The sequence below is a fragment of the Streptomyces sp. AC602_WCS936 genome (genome assembly GCF_019049125.1).
In the GTDB taxonomy this organism is placed as follows: Bacteria; Actinomycetota; Actinomycetes; order Streptomycetales; family Streptomycetaceae; genus Streptomyces.
On sequence record NZ_JAGMUF010000047.1, the window covers coordinates 35189 to 59950 of the forward strand.

Here is a 24762-nt window from a genome sequence, read left to right on the forward strand (position 1 = left end):
CCAAGTGGGTACGGAAGACCAGTGCGACCCGACGACGCACCAGAGGTGAGAAATGCAGCACACCACCCGCCCCACCCTCCAGGGCACCTTCGGCATGGTCTCCTCCACCCACTGGCTGGCCTCGCAGTCGGCCATGGCGGTGCTGGAGGACGGCGGCAACGCCTACGACGCCGCCGTGGCCGGCGCCTTCGCGCTGCACGTCGTCGAGCCGCACCTGAACGGGCCCGCCGGGGAGGTGCCGATCCTGCTCGCACCGGCGGGCGGCGAGGTACGGGTGTTGTGCGGACAGGGCGTGGCACCGGCCGGGGCGACGGTCGCGCACTACAAAGGGCTCGGCCTCGACCTCGTCCCCGGCACCGGCCCGCTCGCCGCAGCCGTCCCCGGCGCCTTCGACGCCTGGATGACACTGCTGCGCGACCACGGCACCAAGCCGCTCGCCGACGTGCTGAAGTACGCCATCGGCTACGCCGAACACGGGCACCCGCCCGTGGAGCGCATGACGGAGACCGTCGAGACCGTGCGAGAACTCTTCGAGACGGAGTGGACGACCTCGGCCGACATCTACCTCCCGGACGGCCGCCCGCCCCGCCTCGGCGTGCCCTTCCGCAACCCCGCCCTCGCCGCCACCTGGAAACGGCTGCTCGCCGAGACCGCCGGCGCGGGGGACCGCGAGGCGCGGATCGACGCGGCACGGGAGGTCTGGCGCACCGGGTTCGTTGCCGAGGCCCTCGTACGGCAGGCCGGCCGGCCCACCATGGACACCAGCGGCGTCCGCCACACCGGCACCCTCACGGCCGCCGACCTCGCCGGCTGGTCCGCGCACTACGAGGCTCCCGCCACGTACGACTGGAACGGCTGGACCCTGTGCAAGGCCGGCCCCTGGAGCCAGGGCCCCGTCCTGCTCCAGCAACTGGCACTGCTCCCGCCCGAGCTGCCGCGGTACGGCTCCGCGGACTACGTCCACCTGCTGATCGAGGGCTGCAAGCTCGCCATGGCCGACCGGGAGGCCTGGTACGGGGACGCGGACGGCGCGGAGGGGGTGCCGCTCGACGACCTGCTGTCGCCCGAGTACAACGCGGCACGGCGGGCGCTCGTCGGCGAGAAGGCCTCCTTCGAGCTGCGGCCCGGCAGCCCGGGCGGGCGCGTCCCGCGGCTCAGCGCGCACGCGCGCGTGGCGGCCGTTGAGGGGGAGGGCTTCGACGCCCTGGGCGTCGGTGAGCCGACGGTGGCCAAGAGCCCGACGTCGCCGGTGCCGGGCGAACCGGACGTCGCCGCCGACGGGGGCACCCGTGGCGACACCTGCCACCTGGACATAGTCGACCGCTGGGGCAACATGGTCTCGGCCACCCCCAGCGGCGGCTGGCTCCAGTCCAACCCGGTCGTGCCCGAACTCGGCTTCCCGCTCGGCACCCGGCTCCAGATGACCTGGCTGGAGGAGGGCCTGCCCAACTCGCTCACGCCGGGCCGCCGGCCGCGCACCACGCTCACGCCCTCCGTCGCGCTGCGCGACGGGGTGCCGGTCATGGCCTTCGGCACCCCCGGCGGCGACCAGCAGGACCAGTGGCAGACGCACTTCTTCCTGGCCGTCGCCCTGCGCGCGCACGTGCGCGGCGGCCTCGACCTCCAGGGCGCCATCGACGCCCCGAACTGGCACAACGACAGCTTCCCCGGCTCCTTCTTCCCGCGCGGCATGCGGGCGGGCAGCGTCACCGTGGAGTCCCGCACGCCGGCGGAGGTCGTCGAGGAGCTGCGGCGGCGCGGACACGACGTGACGGTCGGCGAGGCCTGGTCGGAGGGCCGGCTGTGCGCCGTCGCGCGGGACCCGGAGACGGGCGTGTTCTCGGCGGCGGCGAACCCGCGCGGCATGCAGGGGTACGCGGTGGGGCGCTGACCCCGCACCGCCTGTTCGCGCCGATTCCACCCGGAGTACACCACCCGGGTGGGGATTGTCAGTGGCGCGTGCTCTCATGGAGTCATGATCGAGACCAACGAAACCATCGACGAGTTTCTCGCCCGGCACGCCGACGACGTGGCGGAGGCCGTCCGCAAGGCCGCCGCCCAGGAGATCATGCCGCGCCGGCGCCGGCTGGCGTCCCACGAGATCGACGAGAAGGCCGGCCCGCACGACCTGGTCACGGACGCCGACCGGCAGGCCGAGCTCTTCCTCACCGACGCCCTGTCCGCACTGCTGCCCGGCTCCGTGGTGGTCGGCGAGGAGGCGGTGCACGCCAACCCCGCGTCGTACGAGGCGATACACGGCGAGGCGCCGGTGTGGATCGTCGACCCGGTCGACGGGACGCGGCAGTTCGTGCACGGCGACCCGGGCTTCTGCACCCTGGTCGCCCTCGCCCACCACGGGGTCGTACGGGCCTCGTGGACCTACGCCCCGGTCCACGACCAGCTGGCCACGGCGGTACGGGGCCAGGGCGCCTTCCTGGACGGCGAGCGCCTGCACGCCGGACCGCCCGGGCCCGGCCGCGAGCTGAATGTCGCCACCTCCCACCCGGACTACACGACCGACGAGCAGAAGCACGCCCTGCTCGGCCTGCGCACCCCGGGCGTGGCCCCCCGCCCCTGCGGCTCGGCGGGCCTGGAGTACCTGGCCGTGGCCCGCGGCGAGCTGGACGCCACGGCGTTCAGCTGGGAAGCGGCGTGGGACCACGCGGCCGGCCTGCTCCTGGTGGAAGAGGCGGGCGGCACCCACCTCACCCGCACCGGCGAACCCTTCCGCATCACGGGCGGCAACGAGCTGCCGTTCACCGCGGCCCGCGACGCGGCCACGGCCCGCCGTGTGGTGGCACTGCTGGCGGGCGAGGCCTGACCACCGGGGGAGGAGTTCGGGGAGGAGTTCCCCTCCGCACGGCAAAACCCGTGCCCCGGTGACCCGCCGCGTGATCGACTGTCGGCCCAGGCAGTCATCATCGGACGGACCGGAGTCACCTTGCCCATACACGTCACCGCCCTCACCGACCCCGACCGCACCCCGTCCGGCCATCGCCTCGCATGGCTGGCCTGCGGGGACGACGGCGACCCGCTCGGGTACGCGTTCCTGCGCCTGTTCACCAAGGAAGGCCAGGAACACCTGGCCGAGCTGCGCCTGCACGTGCACGCGGCGGAGCGGCGCGGGCGGGTCGGGACCCGGCTCCTGGACGCGGCGGTGGCCGCCGCGCGGGAGGACGGCCGGCGGTCGGTGGTCGCGCAGGCCGACGCGGACACGCCCGGCGACCACTTCCTCGCCGCAAGCGGCTTCCGCGTGGTCCTGGGCCTGACCTACGCCCGGCTCGCCCTGGACGAGCTCGACGCCCGCCGGGCCGACGAGATCCACGCGATCGCCGACCGGCCGCACCCTGGCTACCGCCTCGCGTCATGGCGCGGCACCGTCCCCGACGAGCTCGCGCAGACCTTCGCCGCGTCACGCCGCGCGCTGGACGACATGCCGATGGGGGACACCGACTACGGCGTCGTCGTCTGGGACGTCGAACGGGTGCTGGCCGCCGCCAAGGCCGTCGCCGACCGCGGCGACCTGCTCACCACGGTGGCCGCCGTCGACGAGGCGGACGGCTCGATCGCCGGCTTCTCGGAGCTCGTCGTGCCGGGCGACGGCAAGGGCGACGGGCTCCACTACGGCACCGGCGTGCTGCCCGAGCACCGCGGCCACGGCCTCGGCCGCTGGATGAAGGCAGAGTCGATCCGCCTCGCCCGCACCCGGCACCCCGGACTCGCCGGCCTGGTCACCGACACGGCCGACGGCAACACCCAGATGCGGCGCATCAACGACGCGCTGGGCTACGTCCCCACTCACAAGGCCCTGGAGTACCAGCTCGACCTGTGACGGCCGATGCCGGTGCCCGGCCACCACCGGCCGGGCACCGGCCCCGTCAGGCCGCCACCACCTCCTCGGCGAGGAACTTCTCCACGAACTCCCGCGCGCGACGGTCGAAATCGGCGTACTGCGCCTCCCGCTCGGCGCCCGCGACCGCGTCGCCGACCAGCAGGTTGCCCTCGGCGTCGATGCGCTGCGGGCGCTCCTCCGCGTCGGTGAGCAGGCCGACGGTGGAGCGGGAGAAGCCGCAGTAGTAGGCGATGCCTTCACTCAGGTTGGCCTCCAGGACGGACCGCATGCCCTCCACGACGACGTCGTCGGCGGGGGCGCCGGCCAGTCCCAGCCACAGGATGCGCTTGCCCGCGAGGCGGGGCTTGCTGCGGCCGTAGGCGAAGCCGTAGTTCCACACGCGGTCGATCCACCCCTTGAGGATGGCGGGCACGCTCTGCCAGTACACCGGGAAGACGGCGACGACGACCTCGGCGGCGAGGATGCGCCGCATGTGGGCGTGCGTCTCGTCCGAGTACTGCTTCTCCCGGTTGCCCCAGTCCGGCTGGTCCGCCACGTTCATCCGCGGGTCGAACCCCTCGGCGTGCAGGTCGAGCACGTCGACCTGGTACCCGGCGGCCTCGAGCCGGTCGGCGGTGCGACGGGCGGTGTGCGCGGTCAGGGAGTCGGCGCGGTGGTGGGCGACGACAACGAGGGCCGTCCTGGCGTCACTGCTGTGCTGCGTCACGGTGTCTCCCGGCTGTTCGCGATCAGTTGGTTCTCGATCAGTTCGACGAGTCCAGTACAGCCGCGGTCACGTAGATGATCCATGGGAGAAACTCTCCGAAACATAGGAGATCGTCTACGATGTCGCCCATGGATCCCCTGAGTTCGCTGCTGAGCGGCATCCGGGCCGAAGGCTCGGTCGTCAGTCACGCCGTGCTGACAGCGCCCTGGACCATCCGCTTCGCCGACGGCGCGCCGCTCACCATGGTCAGCGTGCTGCGCGGCGGCGGCACCCTGCTGCTGGCCGACGGCACCGAACGGGCCGTCGGCGTGGGCGACACGGCCGTCGTGCGCGGTCCCGCACCGTTCTGCCTCGCGGACCGTCCCGGCACCGTCCACCGCCCGCACGCCGCGTACGAGATCGCCTGCTTCACCCCGGAAGCCGAATGCACGGCCCAGGAACTCGGCGGTATCCGCTGGGGCACCGACCCGGACGGGGCGACCGCGCTGATCGTGGGCGCCTACCGCGCCTCGGGCCACCGCCACGAACGGCTCCTGCGCGCCCTGCCGCCCGTCCTGGTGATCAACGAGGACGTCGAGGTCTGCGCCTGGCTGGAGACGGCCGCCGCCGACGCCGCCCAGCGCACGGCCGGTTCCCAGGCGCTGATGGACCGGCTCCTGGACTGGGCTCTGGTGTGCACCCTGCGCAACTGGTTCGACCAGGCCGGCGCCGCCGCGCCCAGCTGGTACCGGGGCCTCGCCGACCCGGTCCTCGCCCCCGCCCTCCAGGCCTTCCACGACCGGCCCGCCGAGCCCTGGACGGTGGCGTCGCTGGCCACGCGGGCCGGCGTCTCCCGGGCGCTGTTCGCCAAGCGCTTCACCCAGGTGATGGACCGGCCGCCCCTCGCCTACCTCACCGAATGCCGCATGGCCGACGCCGAGACGCTGCTGGCCGACACCGACCTCGGCATCGCCGAGATCGCCAAGTCCGTCGGTTACGCCGACGCCTTCGGCTTCAGCGCCGCCTTCAAACGCCACAGGGGACTGAGCCCCAGCGGGTTCCGGGCCGCCGCGGCGGCGTGAGCCCACCCGCGGCCGCGGGCTGTCGGACCCCGGGCATATCCTGATCCCCAGTGGCCATCGGCTGACGAAGGAGTCCGAAGGTGCCGTCGATGCTCGATGCGGTCGTGGTGGGAGCGGGGCCGAACGGGCTGACCGCTGCCGTGGAGCTGGCCCGCCGCGGCTTCTCGGTGGCCGTGTTCGAGGCTCAGGGCGCCGTGGGCGGCGGAGCCCGCACCGAGGAACTGACCCTGCCGGGCTTCCGGCACGACCCGTGCTCCGCCGCGCACCCGCTCGGGATCAACTCACCCGCCTTCCGCGACCTGCCCCTTCAGCGGTACGGACTCCAGTGGCTGCACGCTCCGCTGCCCATGGCGCACCCCTTCCTGGACGGTTCGGCGGCCGTGCTCTCCCGGTCGGTCGGCGAGACGGCCGCCTCCTTCGGAGCGCGCGACGCCGGCGCCTACCGCAGACTCGTCGAGCGCTTCCTGCCCCACTGGGACACCCTGGCCCGCGACTTCATGTCCCTGCCGCTCACCGCGCTGCCCCGCGACCCCGTCACCCTCGCCCGCTTCGGCCTGATCGGCCTGCCCCCGTCCACGTGGCTGATGCGCCGCTTCCGCGACGACAAGGCCAAGACTCTCTTCGCCGGGCTCGTCGCGCACGTCATGGCGCCGCTGGGCGGCTTCGCCACCGGCGCCATAGGCATGGTCTTCGCCCTCGCCGCGCACGCCCGCGGCTGGCCCGTGGCCCGCGGCGGCTCCCAGGCCATCTCGGACGCCCTCGCCGCCTACCTCATGGACCTCGGCGGCACCGTCCACACCGACTACGAGGTCAAGCGCCTCGACGACCTGCCGCCCGCCCGCGCCTACGTCTTCGACACCTCGCCCACCGCCCTGGCCCGCATCGCCGGCCTCGGCAACCACTACGCCGGCTATCGGTACGGGCCCGGCGTCTTCAAGATCGACTACGCGCTGGACGGCCCGGTCCCGTGGACCGCCGAGGAGCCCCGCACCGCCGGCACCGTGCAGATCGGCGCCAACAGCGCGGAGATCGGCGCCGCACTGAACGCCGCCTCCCGCGACGGCCGCGCCCCCGACGCGCCGTTCCTCATCACCACGCAGCCCAGCGTCGCCGACCCCACCCGGGCCCCCGAGGGCAAGCACGTCTTCTGGGCGTACGGACACGTCCCCAACGGCTGGACCGGCGACCTCACCGACGCCATCGAACGCCAGCTGGAGCGCTTCGCCCCCGGCTTCCGCGACCGGGTCCTGGCCCGCGCCACCGCCGGACCGCCCCAACTGGCCGCCCGCAACGCCAACTACGTCGGCGGGGACATCGCGGCCGGCGCCGTCTCCGGCCTCCAGCTCCTGCTGCGCCCCAAGCTCTCCCTGTTCCCGTACGCCACCCCGCACCCGGCCGTCTACATCTGCTCGTCGGCCACCCCGCCGGGCCCCGGCGTGCACGGCATGTCGGGGCACAACGCGGCGAAGGCCGTGTGGCGCAGGCTGCGGCAGACCTGACCGCGGACCGGAGCCGATCGGAGACCGCCCATGACCGGGGACCGGACATGACCACCATCACCCTCGTCCAGGGCGACATCACCCGCGAGAGCGCCGACGCGATCGTCAACGCGGCCAACTCCTCACTCCTCGGCGGAGGCGGCGTCGACGGCGCCATCCACCGGCGCGGCGGCCCCGCCATCCTCACGGAGTGCCGCAGACTCCGCGCCTCGCACTACGGCAAGGGCCTCCCCACCGGCCAGGCGGTCGCCACCACCGCGGGCGACCTGGACGCCCGCTGGGTGATCCACACGGTCGGCCCGGTGCACCAGGCCTCAGGCGGCGATCCCGAGCTGCTCGCCTCCTGCTACCGGGAGTCGCTGCGGGTGGCCGACGAGCTGGGTGCCCGTACGGTCGCGTTCCCGGCGATCTCCACCGGCGTGTACCGGTGGCCGATGGACGACGCGGCCCGCATCGCCGTCGAAACGGTGCGGCGCACGCCGACCGCCGTCGAAGAGGTGAGGTTCGTGCTCTTCGACGACCGGGCGTACGAGGCGTTCTCCCGGCGACTCGGCTGACGGGAAGGTGCCTTGATGAGCCCCGTACGGACACGTGCCGGCGTCCCGTCGGCTCTGCTGATGCTCGCCCTGTCCGGCTGCTCCTCGCACTGGGGCGACTGTACCGACACGTCGGCGGAGCGTGGCGAGGCCGGTGTCAGGGTGCAGGTCGAGGACGTGTCCGGGCGGGCACTCGGCGTCTTCGCCGAGGTCGTCGACTGGCGCCTGGAGCCCCACCCGCAGGTGCCCTCGGAAGGTGACCAGGTCAACTTCCGCTACCGGTTCGACGGCACCGACGGCATGTCCGAGCCGGCGGTGGACGCCTGCGCGGTCGACGAGGAGCGCGTGGCGTTGGGGTGCCAGACGGTCGATTCGGTCCTGGCGTCCGGGCCGGAGGGCGACCTCACGGGCGATGACTGGCTCGCCGTCGAGCACCCTGAGCAGGTCGCCGGAGTGCTGTTCATCCCCAACGACCGGTCCTACATCGGTCAGACCTGCGAAGACGACATAAAGGACGGCGGCGGGCTGCATCCTCCGGAACCGGCCCGCGTCGGGGACCAGCTGTAGGAGGTCGCGGCGCCCGCACGTCCCCCGCATGCTTCCCCACCTGGCTTGACGCTTCTGTTGCGACTGATGTGCAATAACCCCGCACCAACAACAAGCGTGGGGGAGACATGACAACCCGTCGGACCCGTCGGATACGAAGTGCCGCTGCCATGGTGGCGTTTGCCGCGGGCGTCACCGCCTGCTCCGCGCCCGGGGGCGGTGGGGCGGGCGGCGACGCCGAGGCGGCCGAGTCCGTGGTGATCGGGGTGGCCTCCGAGCCGGACACCCTCAGCCCGCTGCTGGGCTACGGCAAGGACGGAAACTCCAAGATCTTCGACGGGCTGCTGGCCCGCGACACCGACCTGAAGCTGAAGCCCGCGCTCGCGACCGCGCTGCCGAAGATCGCCGACGGCGGCAAGACCTACACGTACACCCTGCGCGACGGCGTGAAGTTCAGCGACGGCGAACCGCTGACGGCCCAGGACGTGGTCTACACGTACCGCACCGTCCTCGACGAGAAGACCAACAACACCGCCCGCAGCGAACTGGACGCCATCAAGAGCGTCAGCGCGAAGGGCGACGACACCGTCGTCTTCTCCCTCAAGTACCCCTACGCGGCCTTCGCCGCCCGCACGGTGCTGCCCATCGTCCCCGAGCACGTCGCGGGCGGCCAGGACCCCAACACCGGCGACTTCAACACCGAGCCGGTCGGCACCGGGCCGTACGTCCTCGCCGACTGGCGCAAGGGCGAGAAGCTCACCTTCAAGGCCAACCCGCACTACTGGGGCGGCGAGCCCGCGGTGAAGTCGTTCACCATGGCGATCGTCGCCGACGACAACGTGCGCGCCACCCGGCTGCGCTCCGGCGACCTCGACGGCGCCGTCCTGCCGCCCAACCTCGCCGCCACCTTCGAGAAGGACGACGACAAGCGCACCTACCAGGCCCGGTCGTACGACTTCCGTGCCGTCACCCTGCCCACCGCGAACAAGGTCACCGGCGACCGCGCGATCCGGCGGGCCCTGGACGCCGCCGTGGACCGCCAGGCCATGGTCGACAAGATCCTGAACGGCGCGGGCCGGCCGGCGTACGGACCGCTGCCCGTCGACGACCCCTGGTACAAGCGCGGCATCGAGCGCCCGCACGACCTCGCCAAGGCCGAGCGCATCCTGGACGAGGCCGGCTGGAAGACCGGCTCCGACGGCATCCGCGCCAAGGACGGGCAGCGGGCCACCTTCACCCTCTACTACCCCACGGGCGACAAGGTCCGCCAGGACCACGCCCTCGCCTACGCCTCCGACGCCAAGAAGGCCGGCATCGAGGTGAAGGTGGAGGGCGCCACCTGGGAGGTCATCGAGCCGCGGATGAAGCACGACGCCGTCCTGGCGGGCCTCGGCAGCGTCGGCGACCCGGACTTCGGCCTCTACACGATGCTGCACTCCTCCCTTGCCTACGACGGCTTCAACAACATGGCCGGCTACGACAACCCGGTGGTGGACGAGGCGCTGGACGCCGGCCGCCGCACCCAGGACCCGGAGCGGCGCGCGGCCGCCTACGACAAGGTCCAGCAGGCCCTGGTCGAGGACCCCGGCTACACCTTCCTCACCCACATCGACCACCTCTACGTCCTCGCCGACCGCTGGGACGGGCTGACCACGCAGCTGGAGCCGCACGAGCACGGCTTCGCCAGCGGGCCCTGGTGGAACCTCGAGGACTGGCAGCCGAAGAAGTGACCCGATCCCCCCGGAGGCTGCCCTGGGGAGCGATGGCACGGCTGGCGGGGCGGCGGGCGCTGTTCGCCGTCCCCGCCGTCCTCGTCGTCACCTTCGGCGTCTTCGCCATCGCCGCCGCCTCCCCGTTCGACCCCGTCAAGGCCTACGCCGGCACCGCCGCGCTCCGCGCCGATCAGGAGACCCTGGACCGGCTGCGCGACAACCTCGGCGTGGACCAGTCGTTCGTGGCCCGCTGGTGGGACTGGCTGACCGCCGCCCTCACCGGCGACCTCGGCCACTCCCCGGTGATGCGGCAGCCGGTGGCCGAGGTGATCGGCGAGCGCCTCGTCTGGTCCGCCCTGCTGTGCGCCGTCGCCTTCGCCGTCGCCGTCCTGGCCGGCACGCTCCTCGGCGTGCTGGCCGCCCGCCGCCCCGGCTCGATGCTCGACCGGGCGGTCACCTCCCTCGCGTACATCCTGGAGGCGGCGCCGGTCTTCTGGATCGCGCTGCTCGCGGTGTGGCTGTTCGCCCTCCAGTGGGACGTCCTGCCCGCGGGCGGACTGACGGACACCGCCAGCGCCCAGGTCACCTTCGGACAGGTCGCGAGCCACCTCGTGCTGCCCGCCGGCGTGCTCGCCGTCTCCCAACTGCCCTGGTTCACGCTGTACGTGCGCCAAGGCGTCGGCGACGCCCTCGCCGAGGACCCGGTGCGCGGCGCGCGGGCCCGCGGCATCGGCGAGGGCACCGTCCTGTTCGGGCACGCCCTGCGCTCCGGCCTGCTGCCGGTGCTCACCCTGATCGGCTCCCGCGTCCCCGAACTCATCACCGGCGCCCTGCTGGTGGAGACCGTCTTCAGCTGGCCGGGCATCGCCGCGGCCACCGTCGAGGCGGCCACCGCCGTCGACTTCCCGCTGCTGGCCGCCCTGACCGTCCTCGCCACCGCAGCCGTCCTCGCCGGCAACCTGCTCGCCGACCTGCTCTACGGACTGTTCGACCCGAGGGTGAAGCTCAGTGAAATGTGACTCCCATGGCTGACGTCGCCGCACAGAAGGCCGAGAGGTCCGAGAAGGCCGACAAGAACCCCGGCACCGTGTGGCGCGCCCACGGCACCGACCGCCGCTCCACCCGCACCCTGCGCCTGCGCGTCTGTGCCGCCCTGCTGACCCTGACGGTCCTCGCCGTGCTGCTCGTGCCGCCGCTGGTGCAGCTCGACCAGCAGGCCGTCGACCTCGCCGCCAAGCTCCAGGCCCCCAGCTGGGCCCACCCCTTCGGCACCGACGACGTCGGCCGGGACCTGCTGCTGCGCTGCGTCTACGGTCTGCGCGTCTCGCTGCTCGTCGGGGTCGCCGCGGCCCTGACGGCGACGGTCGTCGGCACCGCGGTGGGCGCCACCGCCGGGGCGCTGGGCGGCTGGGTCGACCGCGCCGTCATGCGGGTCGTCGACACCATCTCCTCCGTGCCCCACTTGCTCCTCGGTATCTTCATCGTCGCGATGTTCCGGCCGGGCGTGTGGCCCGTGGTGATCTCCGTGGCCCTCACCCACTGGCTGTCCACCGCCCGCATCGTCCGCGCCGAGGTGCTGTCCCTGCGCTCGCGCCCCTACGTCGACGCGGCCGTCTCCGGCGGCGCCTCCCGGTGGCGGGTGGCCGTACGGCACCTGCTGCCGGGCGTGCTGCCCCAGGCCGCGCTGGCCGCCGTACTGATGGTGCCGCACGCCATGTGGCACGAGTCGGCGCTGTCCTTCCTCGGCCTCGGCCTGCCCACCCACACCGCGAGCCTCGGCAACCTCATCCAGGAGGCGCGCGGTTCGCTGCTCGCCGGGCAGTGGTGGCCGACCCTCTTCCCGGGCCTGTTCCTCATCGTCCCCACCCTCGCCGTCGCCGGTCTCGCGGGCGCCTGGCGGGAGCGGATCAACCCCCGTCGCCGATCGGAGCTGATGCTGTGACCGAGCGAGCCCCCGTGCTGTCGGTGCGCGGTCTGTCGGTGCGCTTCCTGATGCCGGGCGGGCGCCGTGTCGCCGCCGTCACCGACGCGCACTTCGACGTGGCGGCCGGCGAGTGCCTGGCCCTGATCGGCGAGAGCGGCTGCGGCAAGTCCGTCCTCGCCTCCGCCCTGCTGGGCCTGCTGCCCGGCAACGCCCGGACCGCGGGCGCCGCCCACCTCGGCGACCTCGACCTGCTCACCGCCGACGAGCGGACCTTCGCCCGCACCGTACGGGGCCGGCTCATCGGCCTCGTACCGCAGAGCCCGGCCGCCCACCTCACCCCCGTACGCACCATCCGCTCCCAACTGGAGGAGACGGTCGCGGAGCTCACCGACGTCCGCGGCCGCACCGCCCTGCGCAGCGCCGCCGAGGCCGCCGCCGAGCGCGCCGCCTTCCCGGTGGACCACCTCGACCACCACCCGCACGAACTCTCCGGCGGCCTCGCCCAGCGCGCCGCCACCGCCATGGCCCTCGTCGGCGACGCCCCGCTGCTGCTCGCCGACGAGCCGACCACCGGACTCGACCGGGACCTGGTGGACCGCACCGTCGACGAGCTACGGCGACATGTCGACAAGAAGACGGACGACCAGAGCCACGCCCTGCTGATGATCACCCACGACCTCGCCGCCGCCGAACGCATCGCCGACCGGATCGCCGTGATGTACGCGGGCCGCATCGTCGAACTCGCCGATGCGGCGGACTTCTTCGGCACCCCCGGCCCTCGCCACCCCTACAGCCGGGGCCTGCTCGACGCCCTGCCCGACCGCGCCTTCACCCCCATCCCCGGCCTGCCGCCGGAACTCGGAGCCCTCCCCGAAGGCTGCGCCTTCGCCGCCCGCTGCGACCGCGCCACCGACACCTGCGCCGCGCTGCCCCCGCTGGCCACCACCGTCGCCTGCCACCACCCGCACGCCGCGCTCACGGAGGCCGCCGACCGTGCTTGAACTGAGCGCCATCACCGCCGGCTACGCCAGGAACGTGCCCGTGTTCCGGGATGTCTCCCTGTCCGTCGAGCCGGGCGAGGCCGTCGGCCTGCTCGGCCCCAGCGGCTGCGGCAAGTCCACCCTCGCCCGCGTCGCCGCCCTGCTCCACCACCCCGACGCCGGTGCACTCGTGGTCGACGGCACCCCCGTGCGCCGCTGGCGCCACCGCGCCCCGCGCGCCCAGCGCACCGCCTTCGGCGTCGTCTTCCAGCAGGCCCGCCTCTCCGCCGACCCCCGCCTCACGCTCACCGACCTGATCGCCGAGCCGCTGCGGGCGACCGGCCGGCGCGAGGAGGCCGCCGGCCGGGTCGCCGAACTCGCCGCCACCGTGGGCCTCACCGCCGACCTCCTCGGCAGGCGCCCGCACGAGGTCAGCGACGGCCAGTTGCAGCGCGCCTGCCTTGCCCGCGCCCTCGTGCTGCGCCCGCGCTGGCTGGTGTGCGACGAGATGACGGCGATGCTCGACGCCTCGACCACCGCCGCGCTGGTCCGCGTCGTGGAGGACTACCGCGCCGAGACCGGCGCGGGGCTGCTGGCCGTCGGCCACGACCGCGTCCTCCTCGACCGCTGGTGCGACCGCACCGTCGAATGGGGCACCCTGACACGCCCCTGACACACCACCCCTGACACACCACCCCTGACACACCCCTGAGCCCGAATCCGAGCCTCCGCTCGACATGTATCGGTCAAGCGCGGTCCACGAGCACAGCAGCCGGGGTTCACCCGGCGCCGTTTGCCTGGTTGTCGTCCGGCCGTCCGTCCACTGGAGGTTCGATGACCCCGCCGCGCACCAGCTCCCCGAACTCGCTGAAGAGAAGGGGCTTCCTCGGCATCGCGGGTGCCGCCGGCGCCGGTGCGGTGCTGCTCGGCACCGGTGCCGCGCCCGTCGCTTCCGCCGCACCGGGACGCGTCCCGGGCGACCCGTTCCAACTCGGCGTCGCGTCCGGCGACCCGCTCCCCGACGGCGTGGTGCTCTGGACCCGCCTCGCGCCCGAACCTCTCGACGAGGACGGCGGCATGCCCCGGCGTCCCGTCGCCGTGCGCTGGGAGATCGCCCTCGACGAGCGGTTCCGGAAGGTCGTCCGGCGCGGTGTCGAGCACGCCGTGCCCGCCGAGGCGCACACCGTCCACGCCGACGTACGGGGCCTGCGCCCGCACCACGAGTACTACTACCGCTTCCGCGCCGGAAACGCGGTCTCGCCCGTCGGCCGCACCCGCACCGCCCCGGCCCCCGGCACCTCGCCCACGGTCGACTTCGCCTTCGCCTCCTGCGCCAACTGGGAGCAGGGCCACTTCACGGTGTACCGGCACATGGCCGAGGAGCGCCCCGACGTGGTCTTCCACCTCGGCGACTACCTCTACGAGTACGCCGCCGGCGTCAACGGCAAGGTGCGCACCCACCACGGCGACGAGATGAACACCCTCGCCGAGTACCGGCAGCGCCACGCCCAGTACAAGACCGACCCCGACCTCAGGCTGCTGCACGCCACCGCACCCTTCGTCGTCACCTGGGACGACCACGAGACCGACAACAACTACGCCGACCTGAGCCCCGAGAACAACGACGCGGGCCAGGGCAACGACACCACCGCGCACTTCGCCGCCCGCCGCCGGGCCGCCTACCAGGCGTACTGGGAGCACATGCCGCTGCGCCGCTTCCGCAAGCCGGTGGACACGGCGCTGCCGCTGTACCGGCGCCTGGAGTACGGGTCCACCGCGACCTTCAGCGTGCTGGACACCCGCCAGTACCGCACCAACCAGCCCTACGGCGACAAGTGGCAGGTCTCCGGACCGGACCAGTGGGACCCGAAGGCCACCATCCTCGGTGACGAGCAGCACGCCTGGCTGGAGCGGAGCCTCGCCCGGTCGCGCTCCACCTGGAACGTGGTCCCGCAGCAGATCTACTTCGCCAACTGGGACGCCGTCGCCGGCCCGGACGACGGCGGCTACAACGACGGCTGGGACGGCTACCGCGCCTCCCGCGACCGGGTGCTCGGCTACGTCGAGGAACGCCGCGTCGACAACTTCGTGGTCCTCACCGGCGACGTGCACAACAACTGGACCAACGACCTGCGCCGCGACTTCGAGCGCCCCGAGACCCGGCTGCTGGGCAGCGAGTTCGTCACCACCTCGATCACCTCGGGCGGCGACGGCTCGGCCACCCACGACCCCGGCCAGGTGTACTGGGACGAGAACCCGCACACCAAGTACTACAGCAGCCGCCGCGGCTACGTCCGCTGCTCCGTCTCCAAGGAGCAGTACACGGCCGACTACCGCGTGGTCGACTACGTCACCCGGCCCGGCGCCCCGGTCCGCACCGACAAGTCGTTCGTGATCGAGGCGGGCGTGCCCGGCGTCCAGGACGCCTGAGCGCCGACCCTCCATCAGGAACCAACAAAGTCCGACGGGGTAATTGATTCGGTTGTGTTCGGGTTCTAGGGTGTGCCTGACTCAGTAGTCGCTGCGTCACCGGCAGTTGTGAACCATCCCCATGTCAACTGCTTCCACAGCACCGTGCGTTGAGCCGCCCCCGAAGCCCACGGAAGGCCACGGTCATGCCGCACTCGCCCGTGTCACCCGCCGGACTCCCGGCCCCCCGCCCTCGGCCGCTCGTCAGCCGCCGCCGCCTCCTGGAGGGCGGTGCCGCCGTCCTCGGCGCGCTCGCCCTGTCCGGAACGCCCGTCACGACCCGGGCGGCCGGCCGGCGGGCGGCGGCCGACGAGTCCCCGGAGTGGAACGACTTCGGCGTCTTCCGGGTCGGCACCGAGCCACCGCACACCACGCTCATGCCGTACGCCGGCGTGCGCCACGCCCTCGCCGCCGACCGCACCGACTCGCCGTACCGGCTCAGCCTCGACGGCAAGTGGAAGTTCGCCTACGCCGACCGCCCCGAGGACCGGGACGCCGACTTCCACCGCACGGACCTGGACGACGGCGACTGGGGGACCATCCCCGTGCCGTCCGTCTGGCAGTTGCACGGCCACGACTACCCGATCTACCTCAACATCACCTACCCGTACTGGGGCCCCAACGGCCGCGGCGAGGACCCCCAGCCGCCCGCCGCACCGACCCGCTACAGCCCGGTCGGCCAGTACCGGCGCACCTTCACCGTGCCCCGCGACTGGAAGGGCCGCCGCACCTTCCTCCACTTCGAGGGCGTCAAGTCCGCCCACTACGTGTGGATCAACGGCGAACTGGTCGGCTACGACGAGGACTCCTTCACCCCGTCCGAGTACGACATCACCGACCACCTGAGGCCCGGCACCAACCAGATCGCCGTCGAGGTCTACCGCTACGCCGACGGCGACTGGCTGGAGGACCAGGACATGATCCGGCTGAGCGGCATCTTCCGCTCGGTCCACCTCTACTCCACCCCGGCCGTGCACCTGCGCGACTTCAAGCTGGACACCCCGCTGAACGACACGTACACGGCCGCCGAACTGGCGGTCACCGCGAGCGTGCGGGCGTACGGCGACGCGGCGAAGGACGCCGGGCGGTACACCGTCGAGACCCAGCTGTACGACGCCCGCGGCCACGCCGTCTGGTCCCGGCCGCTGGAGCAGCCCGCCGACCTCACCGGGTCGGGCGCCGGCCAGGACGTCACCGTACGGGCGGCGAAGGCCGTACCGGAGCCGAAGCTGTGGTCGGCGGAGCACCCGCACCTCTACACGGCCGTCCTGCGCCTGCGCGACCCGGCCGGCAAGGTGGTCGAGACCCTGTCCCACCGCGTCGGCATCCGCGAGTTCGCCCTGAAGGACGGGCTGATGCGGATCAACGGCAAACCCGTCTCCTTCCGCGGCACCAATCGCCACGAGATGCACCCGGACCGCGGCACGGCGCTCACCCGCGAGGACATGATCGAGGACATCGAGATCATCAAGCGGATGAACATGAACAGCGTCCGCACCTCGCACTACCCGAACAATCCGCTGTGGTACGAACTCGCCGACGAGTACGGCCTCTACCTCGTCGACGAGACCAACCTGGAGACCCACGGCATCCGCGACGAGTACCCCGGCGACCACCCCGAGTGGACCAAGGCCTGCGTGGCCCGCGCCCAGAACATGGTCCACCGGGACAAGAACCACGCCTCGGTCGTCATCTGGTCGCTGGGCAACGAGGCGGGCGGCGGCTCCACCTTCACCGCCATGCACGACTGGATCCGCTCCTACGACCCCACCCGCGTCATCCAGTACGAGGGCGACGACCGCCCGGGCGTCAGCGACATCCGCTCCGAGATGTACGACACCCCGCAGCGCGTCGAGCAGCGGGCCAAGGACACCTCCGACACGCGGCCGTACGTGATGATCGAGTACGCCCACGCGATGGGGAACTCCAACGGCAACTTCAAGAAGTACTGGGACGTCATCCGCTCGTACGACGTGCTCCAGGGCGGCTGGATCTGGGACTTCGTCGACCAGTCGCTGACCTGGCCGGTCCCGCGGCGCACCCTGCTGACCGAGGAGGGGCCCGCCGGGCTGCACGGTGAGATCCTCGCCGCCTCCGGCACCTTCGAGCGCGGCAAGGGCCTGTCCGGCGGCACGGTCTTCGCCCGCGACGAGAGCCTGGACCTCACCGGCTCACTGACCCTGGAGGCCTGGGTCACCCCGCACTTCACCGGCTACCACCAGCCGATCATCGCCAAGGGCGACACCCAGTACGCCCTGAAGCAGAACAACCGCACCCTGGAGTTCTTCATCCACTCCGGCGGTCAGTGGATCACCGCCACCTGGACCGTGCCCGAGGACTGGACCGGCCGCGAGCACCACATCGCGGGCGTCTTCGACGCGGACTCCGGCACCCTCACCCTCTACGTCGACGGCGAGCGCCGGGCGACCCGCACCACCGACCGGCGGCCCACCAGCAACACGGCCTCCCTGTCCCTGGCCACCGACTCGGACAACCAGGTCCGCGAGTTCAGCGGCACCGTCCGCCGGGCCCGCGTCTACGCCCGTGCGCTGACCGCCGGTGAACTGGCCGACGCGGACCGGGAACCCGACGACGACGGCGTGCGGTTCTGGTTCGACGCGGAGAGCGTGGAGGTCGAGAGGGAGCGGACGAAGGAGAAGACCTTCTTCGCCTACGGCGGCGACTGGGGCGACAATCCCAACGACGGCAACTTCGTCGCCGACGGCATCGTCCTCGCCGACCGCGGCCACACCGGCAAGGCCGCCGAGGTCAAGCGCGTCTACCAGGCGGTCGGCGTCGAGCAGCGGTCCGGCGGCGCGGGCGCGGTCACCCTCGTCAACGAGTACCTGTTCACCAACCTCCGCGAGTTCGACGGCCACTGGGCACTCGTCGCCGACGGCAGGACCGTGCGGCGCGGGCGGCTCACCCGGGACCAGCTGGACGTGGAGCCGCTGTCCAGGAAGGACATCACCGTGCCCGTACGGCTGCCGGGCGACCCGGCGCCGGGCACCGAGTACTTCGTGGAGCTGTCCTTCACCACCAAGGACGACACCCCCTGGGCGAAGGCGGGCTTCGAGGTCGCCCGGCAGCAGCTCGCCCTCGACACGGACACCCCGGCCGTGACCCCCGTGCCCCTGGACCGCGCGCCGTTCCTGCGCCACCGGGAGCGCGACGACGAGGTCGACGTCGACGGCCGCGACTTCTCGGTCACCGTCGACAAGCGCACCGGCACCATCACCGCGTACGAGGCGCACGGCAGGCGGCTGATCACCTCCGGGCCCGTGCCCAACTTCTGGCGGGCGCCCACCGACAACGACCACGGCAACGGCCAGCACACCCGCAACCAGACCTGGCGCGACGCGGGCGCCCGGCGCCGGGTCACGGACGTCACCGTGCGGGACCTGGAAGACCGGGCCGTCGAGATCAAGGTCAGCGGCACGCTGCCCACCACGGTGGAGTCGGCGTACACCACCACGTACACCGTCTTCGGCAACGGCGAGATCAAGGTCGACAACACCCTGCACCCCGGCGCCGCGAACCTGCCCTACATCCCCGAGGTAGGGACGGTGCTGTTCCTGCCCCGCGGCCTGCACCGGATGCACTGGTACGGCCGCGGGCCCGAAGAGAACCACTGGGACCGCAAGACCGGGACCGACGTCGGCCTCCACTCCGGGACCGTCGCCGAGCAGTGGACGCCCTACATCCGCCCGCAGGAGAACGGCAACAAGACCGACGTCCGCTGGGTCGCCCTCACCGACCGGCACGGCGTGGGCCTGCTCGCCTCCGGTGAGCCGCTGCTGGAGGTCAACGCCTCGCACTTCACCCCGGAAGACCTGTCCGGCGGCGTGCGGCACGACTACCAGCTCACGCCGAGGGACGCGGTCGTACTGCGGCTCAACCACCGTCAGATGGGTGTCGGCGGTGACAACAGCTGGGGCGCGCACACGCACGACGAGTTCAAGCTCTTCGCCGACCGGGACTACTCCTACACCTACCGGCTGCGCCCGCTGACGGACGTGAAGGAGGCGACGGCGGCCTCGCGGCGGCCCACGGCGACCGAATAGCGGTTCCCTCTACCCGGGGCCCGGGTAACCGGGCCCCCATGGGTGACGTACTGGTCGGAGCGTGTTCCTGGACGGACCGGCAACTGGTCGCGAGCGGCTGGTACCCGCGCGGACGGCGGGACGCCGAGGGGCGGTTGCGGCACTACGCCTCGCGGCTGCCCGTCGTCGAGGTGGACGCCGGGTACTACGCGCTGCCGAGCCGGCGCAACAGCGAACTGTGGCTGGAGCGCACACCCGAGGACTTCCGCTTCGACGTCAAGGCCTTCTCCCTGCTGACCGGCCACCCCACCCGCCCCGAGGCGCTCCCCGCCGACCTGCGCGGAGCCGACTCCGGCGGCCGGCTGAGGCGCGGGCAGGCGAGCGACGGCGTGCTGGACGAGGTGTGGGGACGTTTCGCCGAGGCGGTCGAGCCGCTGCGGAAGGACGGGCGGCTCGGCACCGTGCTCTTCCAGTTCCCGCCGTGGTTCACACCCGGTTCCCCGGCCGAGGCGGCGCTCGAAGCGTGCGCCCGGCGCACGGAGGGCTGGCCGATCGCCGTGGAGTTCCGGCACCCCGGGTGGTGGGAGGCGGAACGGGCGGACACCACCCACGCCCTGCTGTCCGCACTGGGCGCCTCGGCCGTCGGCACCGACATGGCCCAGGGGCTGCCGTCGTCGCTGCCGCCCGTCGTGCCGGTCACCCGGCGGTCCCTCGCCGTGGTCCGCTTCCACGGGCGCAGCCCGGCGTGGGGGAGGGGAAGCAAGGAGGACCGCTTCAGGTACGACTACTCCGCCGCCGAACTGGGCGCCCGGACGCCCCGCTTGCGGCGCGCCGCCGCACAGGCCGACGAGCTGCATGTGCTCTTCAACAACTGCTGCGCCGACGCCGCCGTGCGCGCCGCCGAAACCATGCGGGAGCTGCTCACTCCGCCGCGTCGCTGATCCCCAGCCGCAGGTGCTCCACGTGGTACACGGCCTGGTCGAGCAGCCCGGCCACATGGTCGTCGTGCAGCGCGTACACCACCGAACGGCCGCGCCGCTCACCCACCACCAGGCCGAGGTTGCGCAGCAGCCGCAGCTGGTGCGAGCAGGCCGACTGCTCCATCCCGACCTCGGCCGCCAACTCGGTGGCGGGCAGCGGGCCTTCGCGCAGGCGGGCCAGGATCAGCAACCGGGAGGGCGTGGACAGGGCCTGGAGCGTGGTGGCGACCTTGGCGACGTTGTCCGCGTCCAGCCGCACGCGTGCGGCGGCGTCCTGCGCGGTGGTGGCGGCTCCGTGACCCATGCGCTCATCCTACTCACCACACATGAACGCATGAATGAGTCTTCATCTGTTCCTGTATGGTGTGCCGCGTGTCCACCACGCTCGCCCCCCGCACCCGTCCCCGCGCCCGTCAGCCGGGCGCCCCGCCGCCGCACCCGCGTCCTCGCCCTGCCCGAGGCCCGCTGGGCGCTCGTCTCGCTCGTCGCGTTCCTGCTGGCGCTCCCCCTCGACCTCGGCGGCGCCCCCGCCTGGACCTACGGCCCGCTGTACGTCGTCGCCTACGCAGCCGGCGGCTGGGAGCCCGCCCTGGAGGGCCTGCGGGCGCTGCGCGAGAAGACCCTGGACGTCGACCTGCTGATGATCGTCGCGGCACTCGGCGCGGCCTCCATCGGGCAGGTCCTCGACGGCGCCCTGCTGATCGTCATCTTCGCCACCTCCGGCGCCCTGGAAGCCCTGGCCACCGCCCGCACCGCCGACTCCGTGCGCGGCCTGCTCGACCTCGCGCCCACCACGGCGACCCGGGTCACCGGGGACCGAGAGGAGACCATCCCCACCGCCGACCTCGCCGTCGGTGACGTCCTCCTGGTCCGGCCGGGGGAACGGATCGGCGCCGACGGCACGGTCCTCGGCGGCGAGGGCGAGGTCGACCAGGCCACCATCACCGGCGAGTCCGTCCCCGTTCTCAAGCGCCCCGGCGACGACGTCTTCGCCGGCACCCTCAACGGCACCGGCGCCCTGCGCGTCCGCGTCGACCGCGACCCCGCCGACTCGGTCATCGCCCGCATCGTCACCCTCGTCGAGGAGGCGTCCCGCACCAAGGCGCCGACGCAGCTGTTCATCGAGAAGATCGAGCAGCGCTACGCGGTCGGCATCGTCGCCGCCACCCTCGCGGTCTTCGGCATCCCCCTCGCCTTCGGCGCCGACCTCACGGACGCCCTGCTGCGCGCCATGACCTTCATGATCGTCGCCTCCCCCTGCGCGGTCGTCCTCGCCACGATGCCGCCCCTGCTCTCCGCCATCGCCAACGCCGGCCGGCACGGCGTCCTGGTGAAATCGGCGGTCGCCATGGAACGCCTCGGCGAGATCGACGCCGCCGCCCTCGACAAGACCGGCACCCTCACCGAGGGCACCCCCGAGGTCACCGCCGTACGCCCGCTGCCCGGCACCGGCCTGGACGACGACGCCCTCCTCGCCCTCGCCGCGGCGGCCGAGCACCCCAGCGAGCATCCCCTGGCCCGCGCGATCGTGGCCGCCGCCCGCGCCCGAGGCCTGCGCATCGCCCCCGCGGAGGACTTCACGGCGACCCCGGGCCGCGGCGTCACCGCCGTCGTCGACGGCCACGAGGTGCACGTCGGCCGCGCCGAGAACCCCGAGGGCGCCGAGACCACCGTCCAGGTCACCCGCGACGGCACCCCCGTCGGCACCCTCGCCCTCACCGACCGCCTCCGCACCGACGCCGCCGGGGCCACCGCCGCGCTCACCGCCCTCACCGGCACCCCGCCCACCCTCCTCACCGGCGACAACGCCCCCGCCGCCGCCCGCGTCGCCGACGCGACCGGCATCACCGACGTCCGCGCCGGCCTGCTGCCCGAGGACAAGGTCGAGGCCGTACGGGAACTGGAGCGGGCCGGCCGCAAGGTGCTCTTCGTCGGCGACGGCGTCAACGACGCGCCCGCCCTCGCCGCCGCGCACGCCGGTGTCGCCATGGGCCGGGCAGGCTCCGACCTCGCCCTGGAGACGGCGGACGCGGTCGTGGTACGGGACGAGCTGACGGCCGTACCCGCCGTGCTGGACCTCTCCCGGCGGGCCCGCAGGCTGGTCGTCCAGAACCTGGTCATCGCCGGTACGTTCATCACCGTCCTCGTCCTGTGGGACCTGATCGGACACCTCCCGCTGCCGCTCGGCGTCGCCGGCCACGAGGGATCGACCGTGCTGGTCGGCCTCAACGGGCTGCGACTGCTGCGCGAGTCGGCATGGCGACCCGGTTGATCCGGAGAAGCCCAGGAAGCGTGACGTCCATGTCGGATTCCCGCCAGCCCTCGCCCGGCCGGCGGGCCATCCTGGACACATGCAGACGGGAACGCGGACGGAAATGCACACCGACACCGAGCGCTGCGTGCGCGCCGTACAGTCGAAGGACGCGCGGTTCGACGGCTGGTTCTTCACCGCCGTCGTCACGACCCGCATCTACTGCCGGCCCAGCTGTCCGGTGGTCCCGCCCAAGCCCGCGAACATGACCTTCTACCCGAGCGCGGCGGCCTGCCAGCAGGCCGGGTTCCGGGCGTGCAAGCGCTGCCGCCCGGACACCAGCCCCGGCTCCCCGGAGTGGAACGAGCGCGCCGACCTCACCGCCCGCGCCATGCGCCTGATCGCCGACGGCGTCGTGGACCGCGAGGGCGTGCCCGGCCTCGCCGCCCGCCTCGGCTACAGCACCCGGCAGGTCGAACGCCAGCTCCTCGCCGAACTCGGCGCGGGCCCGCTCGCCCTCGCCCGCGCCCAGCGCGCCCAGACCGCCCGGCTGCTCATCGAGACCACCGCGCTGCCGATGGCGGACATCGCCTTCGCGGCCGGCTTCTCCTCCGTCCGCACCTTCAACGACACGGTCCGCGAGGTCTACGCCCTCTCCCCGAGCGAACTGCGCACCCGCGCGCCGAAGGGCCGAGCCGCGGCCAACGCGCCGGGCACCCTGTCCCTCCGCCTCCCCTTCCGCACCCCCCTCAACCCCGACAACCTCTTCGGCCACCTCGCCGCCACCGCCGTACCCGGCGTGGAGGAGTGGCGGGACGGCGCGTACCGGCGCACCCTGCGCCTCCCGTACGGTCACGGCATCGTGGCCCTCACCCCGACCCCCGACCACATCGCCTGCCGCCTCACCCTCAGCGACCCGCGCGACCTGACCGTCGCCATCAGCCGCTGCCGCCGCCTGCTCGACCTGGACGCCGACCCGACGGCCATCGACGGCCAGCTGCGCGCCGACCCGCTGCTCGCGCCGCTCGTCGACAAGGCACCGGGACGGCGCGTGCCGCGCACGGTCGACGAGGCGGAGTTCGCCGTACGGGCCGTGCTCGGCCAGCAGGTCTCCACCGCCGCCGCCCGCACCCACGCCGCCCGCCTGGTCACCGCACACGGCGACCCGGTCGACGACCCCGAGGGCGGCCTGACCCACCTCTTCCCGTCCACCGAGGCCCTGGCGTCGGTGGACCCCGAGACCCTGGCCATGCCCCGCACCCGCCGCACGACCTTCACCACCCTCGTCTCCCACCTGGCCGACGGCTCGCTCAACCTGGGCGTCGAGAGCGACTGGGCCGACACCCGCGCCCGGCTCCTCGCGCTGCCCGGCTTCGGCCCCTGGACCGCCGACGTCATCGCCATGCGCGCCCTCGGCGACCCCGACGCCTTCCTCCCCACCGACCTCGGCATCCGCCGCACCGCCGCCGAACTGGGCCTGCCCTCGACCCCGTCGGCGCTCACCGCCCGCGCGGCGGCCTGGCGGCCCTGGCGGGCGTACGCCGTCCAGTACCTGTGGGCGACCGACGACCACCCGATCAACTTCCTGCCCGTGTAGCCGCCGCGAGCCCGTACGAGGAACCCACGTGAAACAGCACACCGTGATCGACAGCCCCTACGGCGCCCTGACTCTCGTCGCCGAGGACGGCGCCCTGTGCGGCCTCTACATGACCGACCAGCGCCACCGCCCGCCCGAGGAGACCTTCGGCGCCGCCGACGACGGCCCGTTCGCGCAGACGGAGGAGCAACTGACGGCGTACTTCGCCGGCGAACTGAAGGACTTCACCCTCGACCTGCGTCTGAACGGCACCCCGTTCCAGCGCACGGTCTGGGACCAGCTCCGGAAGATCCCCTACGGCGAGACCCGCACCTACGGCGAACTCGCCGACGCCCTCGGCAACCCGGCTGCCTCCCGCGCGGTGGGCCTCGCCAACGGCCGCAACCCGATCGGCATCATCGTCCCCTGCCACCGCGTCATCGGCGCGAGCGGCAGCCTGACCGGCTACGGCGGCGGCCTGGAACGCAAGCGGCGGCTGCTGGACTTCGAACGGGGGACGGCGCTGTTCTAGGTGTACTGCCCAGCCAGGTTGGTCGAGTTTGTGCGACGACACGGTCTGAACTTGTAGGACGGCGAAGGCCTCCGGTTGTGGAGTGGAGCTGTCG

General features: G+C 73.0%; 20 protein-coding genes. 18 read left to right on the forward strand and 2 right to left on the reverse strand.

What is annotated here, in order from left to right:
• The first annotated feature begins 52 nt into the window (after nucleotides 1–52).
• The 3 genes from KUM03_RS16710 (at nucleotide 53) to KUM03_RS16720 (ending at nucleotide 3832) form a co-directional block, all read left to right on the forward strand.
• Complete coding sequence (locus KUM03_RS16710) at nucleotides 53–1891, forward strand: gamma-glutamyltransferase family protein (protein ID WP_217249388.1); 1839 nt, start codon at nucleotides 53–55, stop codon at nucleotides 1889–1891.
• Nucleotides 1892–1975: 84 nt separating this feature from the next.
• Nucleotides 1976–2821, forward strand: coding sequence for an inositol monophosphatase family protein (locus tag KUM03_RS16715; RefSeq protein WP_217249390.1), 846 nt, complete (start codon nucleotides 1976–1978; stop codon nucleotides 2819–2821).
• 120 nt (nucleotides 2822–2941) lie between these two features.
• Nucleotides 2942–3832, forward strand: coding sequence for a GNAT family N-acetyltransferase (locus KUM03_RS16720; RefSeq protein ID WP_217249393.1), 891 nt, complete (start codon nucleotides 2942–2944; stop codon nucleotides 3830–3832).
• A gap of 46 nt (nucleotides 3833–3878) precedes the next feature.
• On the opposite strand, the gene KUM03_RS16725 is transcribed toward KUM03_RS16720, so the two are convergent.
• Nucleotides 3879–4559, reverse strand: coding sequence for an NAD(P)H oxidoreductase (locus KUM03_RS16725; protein ID WP_217249395.1), 681 nt, complete (start codon nucleotides 4557–4559; stop codon nucleotides 3879–3881).
• Between the two features lie 119 nt (nucleotides 4560–4678).
• Between KUM03_RS16725 and KUM03_RS16730 the strand changes: the two genes are divergently transcribed.
• The 12 genes from KUM03_RS16730 (at nucleotide 4679) to KUM03_RS16785 (ending at nucleotide 20270) form a co-directional block, all read left to right on the forward strand.
• Entirely contained in the window at nucleotides 4679–5620 is a 942-nt protein-coding gene (locus tag KUM03_RS16730; protein WP_217249397.1) for an AraC family transcriptional regulator, read from the forward strand.
• Between the two features lie 89 nt (nucleotides 5621–5709).
• A complete protein-coding gene (locus KUM03_RS16735; protein WP_217249398.1) occupies nucleotides 5710–7119 on the forward strand; it encodes an NAD(P)/FAD-dependent oxidoreductase in 1410 nt (469 codons plus the stop codon).
• A 47-nt stretch (nucleotides 7120–7166) separates the two neighbouring features.
• A complete protein-coding gene (locus KUM03_RS16740) occupies nucleotides 7167–7676 on the forward strand; it encodes an O-acetyl-ADP-ribose deacetylase (RefSeq protein WP_217249399.1) in 510 nt (169 codons plus the stop codon).
• 15 nt (nucleotides 7677–7691) lie between these two features.
• Nucleotides 7692–8222 carry a hypothetical protein gene (locus KUM03_RS16745; protein ID WP_217249401.1) on the forward strand — a complete coding sequence of 177 codons (531 nt, stop codon included), beginning with the start codon at nucleotides 7692–7694 and terminating at the stop codon, nucleotides 8220–8222.
• Nucleotides 8223–8371: 149 nt separating this feature from the next.
• Entirely contained in the window at nucleotides 8372–9931 is a 1560-nt protein-coding gene (locus tag KUM03_RS16750) for an ABC transporter substrate-binding protein (RefSeq protein WP_254399437.1), read from the forward strand.
• Between the two features lie 32 nt (nucleotides 9932–9963).
• Nucleotides 9964–10932 carry an ABC transporter permease gene (locus tag KUM03_RS16755; RefSeq protein WP_217249406.1) on the forward strand — a complete coding sequence of 323 codons (969 nt, stop codon included), beginning with the start codon at nucleotides 9964–9966 and terminating at the stop codon, nucleotides 10930–10932.
• 5 nt (nucleotides 10933–10937) lie between these two features.
• Entirely contained in the window at nucleotides 10938–11855 is a 918-nt protein-coding gene (locus tag KUM03_RS16760; protein WP_217249408.1) for an ABC transporter permease, read from the forward strand.
• The gene (locus KUM03_RS16765; protein WP_217249410.1) at nucleotides 11852–12838 is read left to right on the forward strand and encodes an ABC transporter ATP-binding protein; all 987 of its coding nucleotides are present in this window, start codon (nucleotides 11852–11854) and stop codon (nucleotides 12836–12838) included. Before KUM03_RS16760 ends, KUM03_RS16765 begins: the two co-directional genes overlap by 4 nt.
• Nucleotides 12831–13490 carry an ABC transporter ATP-binding protein gene (locus KUM03_RS16770; RefSeq protein ID WP_217249412.1) on the forward strand — a complete coding sequence of 220 codons (660 nt, stop codon included), beginning with the start codon at nucleotides 12831–12833 and terminating at the stop codon, nucleotides 13488–13490. Before KUM03_RS16765 ends, KUM03_RS16770 begins: the two co-directional genes overlap by 8 nt.
• 161 nt (nucleotides 13491–13651) lie before the next feature.
• Nucleotides 13652–15247 (forward strand): alkaline phosphatase, encoded by a 1596-nt coding sequence (locus KUM03_RS16775; protein ID WP_217249414.1) that lies wholly within the window; start codon nucleotides 13652–13654, stop codon nucleotides 15245–15247.
• 185 nt (nucleotides 15248–15432) lie between these two features.
• On the forward strand, nucleotides 15433–19350 hold the full coding sequence (locus KUM03_RS16780; RefSeq protein WP_217249416.1) for a glycoside hydrolase family 2 TIM barrel-domain containing protein: 3918 nt from the start codon (nucleotides 15433–15435) through the stop codon (nucleotides 19348–19350).
• Between the two features lie 38 nt (nucleotides 19351–19388).
• Complete coding sequence (locus KUM03_RS16785) at nucleotides 19389–20270, forward strand: DUF72 domain-containing protein (protein WP_217249418.1); 882 nt, start codon at nucleotides 19389–19391, stop codon at nucleotides 20268–20270.
• On the opposite strand, the gene KUM03_RS16790 is transcribed toward KUM03_RS16785, so the two are convergent.
• Nucleotides 20251–20613: a metalloregulator ArsR/SmtB family transcription factor gene (locus KUM03_RS16790; RefSeq protein ID WP_019328613.1), complete on the reverse strand. Its 363-nt coding sequence runs from the start codon at nucleotides 20611–20613 to the stop codon at nucleotides 20251–20253. The two genes, KUM03_RS16785 and KUM03_RS16790, sit on opposite strands and share 20 nt — an antisense overlap.
• 30 nt (nucleotides 20614–20643) lie before the next feature.
• On the opposite strand from KUM03_RS16790, the gene KUM03_RS16795 reads away from it, so the two are divergent.
• The 3 genes from KUM03_RS16795 to KUM03_RS16805 all read left to right on the forward strand — a co-directional run bounded on the left by KUM03_RS16795 (nucleotide 20644) and on the right by KUM03_RS16805 (nucleotide 24668).
• The gene (locus KUM03_RS16795; protein WP_254399438.1) at nucleotides 20644–22581 is read left to right on the forward strand and encodes a heavy metal translocating P-type ATPase; all 1938 of its coding nucleotides are present in this window, start codon (nucleotides 20644–20646) and stop codon (nucleotides 22579–22581) included.
• Nucleotides 22582–22684: 103 nt separating this feature from the next.
• A complete protein-coding gene (locus KUM03_RS16800) occupies nucleotides 22685–24157 on the forward strand; it encodes an AlkA N-terminal domain-containing protein (protein ID WP_217249429.1) in 1473 nt (490 codons plus the stop codon).
• A gap of 28 nt (nucleotides 24158–24185) precedes the next feature.
• Complete coding sequence (locus KUM03_RS16805) at nucleotides 24186–24668, forward strand: methylated-DNA--[protein]-cysteine S-methyltransferase (RefSeq protein WP_217249423.1); 483 nt, start codon at nucleotides 24186–24188, stop codon at nucleotides 24666–24668.
• Nucleotides 24669–24762 lie beyond the last annotated feature (94 nt).

What these genes read in the sequence shown, in the direction of transcription:
- KUM03_RS16730 (WP_217249397.1), top strand. Translation starts at nt 4,679, where the DNA reads ATGTCGCCCATGGATCCCCTGAGTTCGCTGCTGAGCGGCATCCGGGCC.
- KUM03_RS16785 (WP_217249418.1), top strand. Translation starts at nt 19,389, where the DNA reads ATGGGTGACGTACTGGTCGGAGCGTGTTCCTGGACGGACCGGCAACTG.
- KUM03_RS16750 (WP_254399437.1), top strand. Translation starts at nt 8,372, where the DNA reads ATGGTGGCGTTTGCCGCGGGCGTCACCGCCTGCTCCGCGCCCGGGGGC.
- KUM03_RS16795 (WP_254399438.1), top strand. Translation starts at nt 20,644, where the DNA reads ATGAATGAGTCTTCATCTGTTCCTGTATGGTGTGCCGCGTGTCCACCA.
- KUM03_RS16755 (WP_217249406.1), top strand. Translation starts at nt 9,964, where the DNA reads ATGGCACGGCTGGCGGGGCGGCGGGCGCTGTTCGCCGTCCCCGCCGTC.
- KUM03_RS16710 (WP_217249388.1), top strand. Translation starts at nt 53, where the DNA reads ATGCAGCACACCACCCGCCCCACCCTCCAGGGCACCTTCGGCATGGTC.
- KUM03_RS16715 (WP_217249390.1), top strand. Translation starts at nt 1,976, where the DNA reads ATGATCGAGACCAACGAAACCATCGACGAGTTTCTCGCCCGGCACGCC.
- KUM03_RS16760 (WP_217249408.1), top strand. Translation starts at nt 10,938, where the DNA reads ATGGCTGACGTCGCCGCACAGAAGGCCGAGAGGTCCGAGAAGGCCGAC.
- KUM03_RS16780 (WP_217249416.1), top strand. Translation starts at nt 15,433, where the DNA reads ATGCCGCACTCGCCCGTGTCACCCGCCGGACTCCCGGCCCCCCGCCCT.
- KUM03_RS16735 (WP_217249398.1), top strand. Translation starts at nt 5,710, where the DNA reads ATGCTCGATGCGGTCGTGGTGGGAGCGGGGCCGAACGGGCTGACCGCT.
- KUM03_RS16790 (WP_019328613.1), bottom strand. Translation starts at nt 20,613, where the DNA reads ATGGGTCACGGAGCCGCCACCACCGCGCAGGACGCCGCCGCACGCGTG.
- KUM03_RS16745 (WP_217249401.1), top strand. Translation starts at nt 7,692, where the DNA reads ATGAGCCCCGTACGGACACGTGCCGGCGTCCCGTCGGCTCTGCTGATG.
- KUM03_RS16800 (WP_217249429.1), top strand. Translation starts at nt 22,685, where the DNA reads ATGCACACCGACACCGAGCGCTGCGTGCGCGCCGTACAGTCGAAGGAC.
- KUM03_RS16740 (WP_217249399.1), top strand. Translation starts at nt 7,167, where the DNA reads ATGACCACCATCACCCTCGTCCAGGGCGACATCACCCGCGAGAGCGCC.
- KUM03_RS16775 (WP_217249414.1), top strand. Translation starts at nt 13,652, where the DNA reads ATGACCCCGCCGCGCACCAGCTCCCCGAACTCGCTGAAGAGAAGGGGC.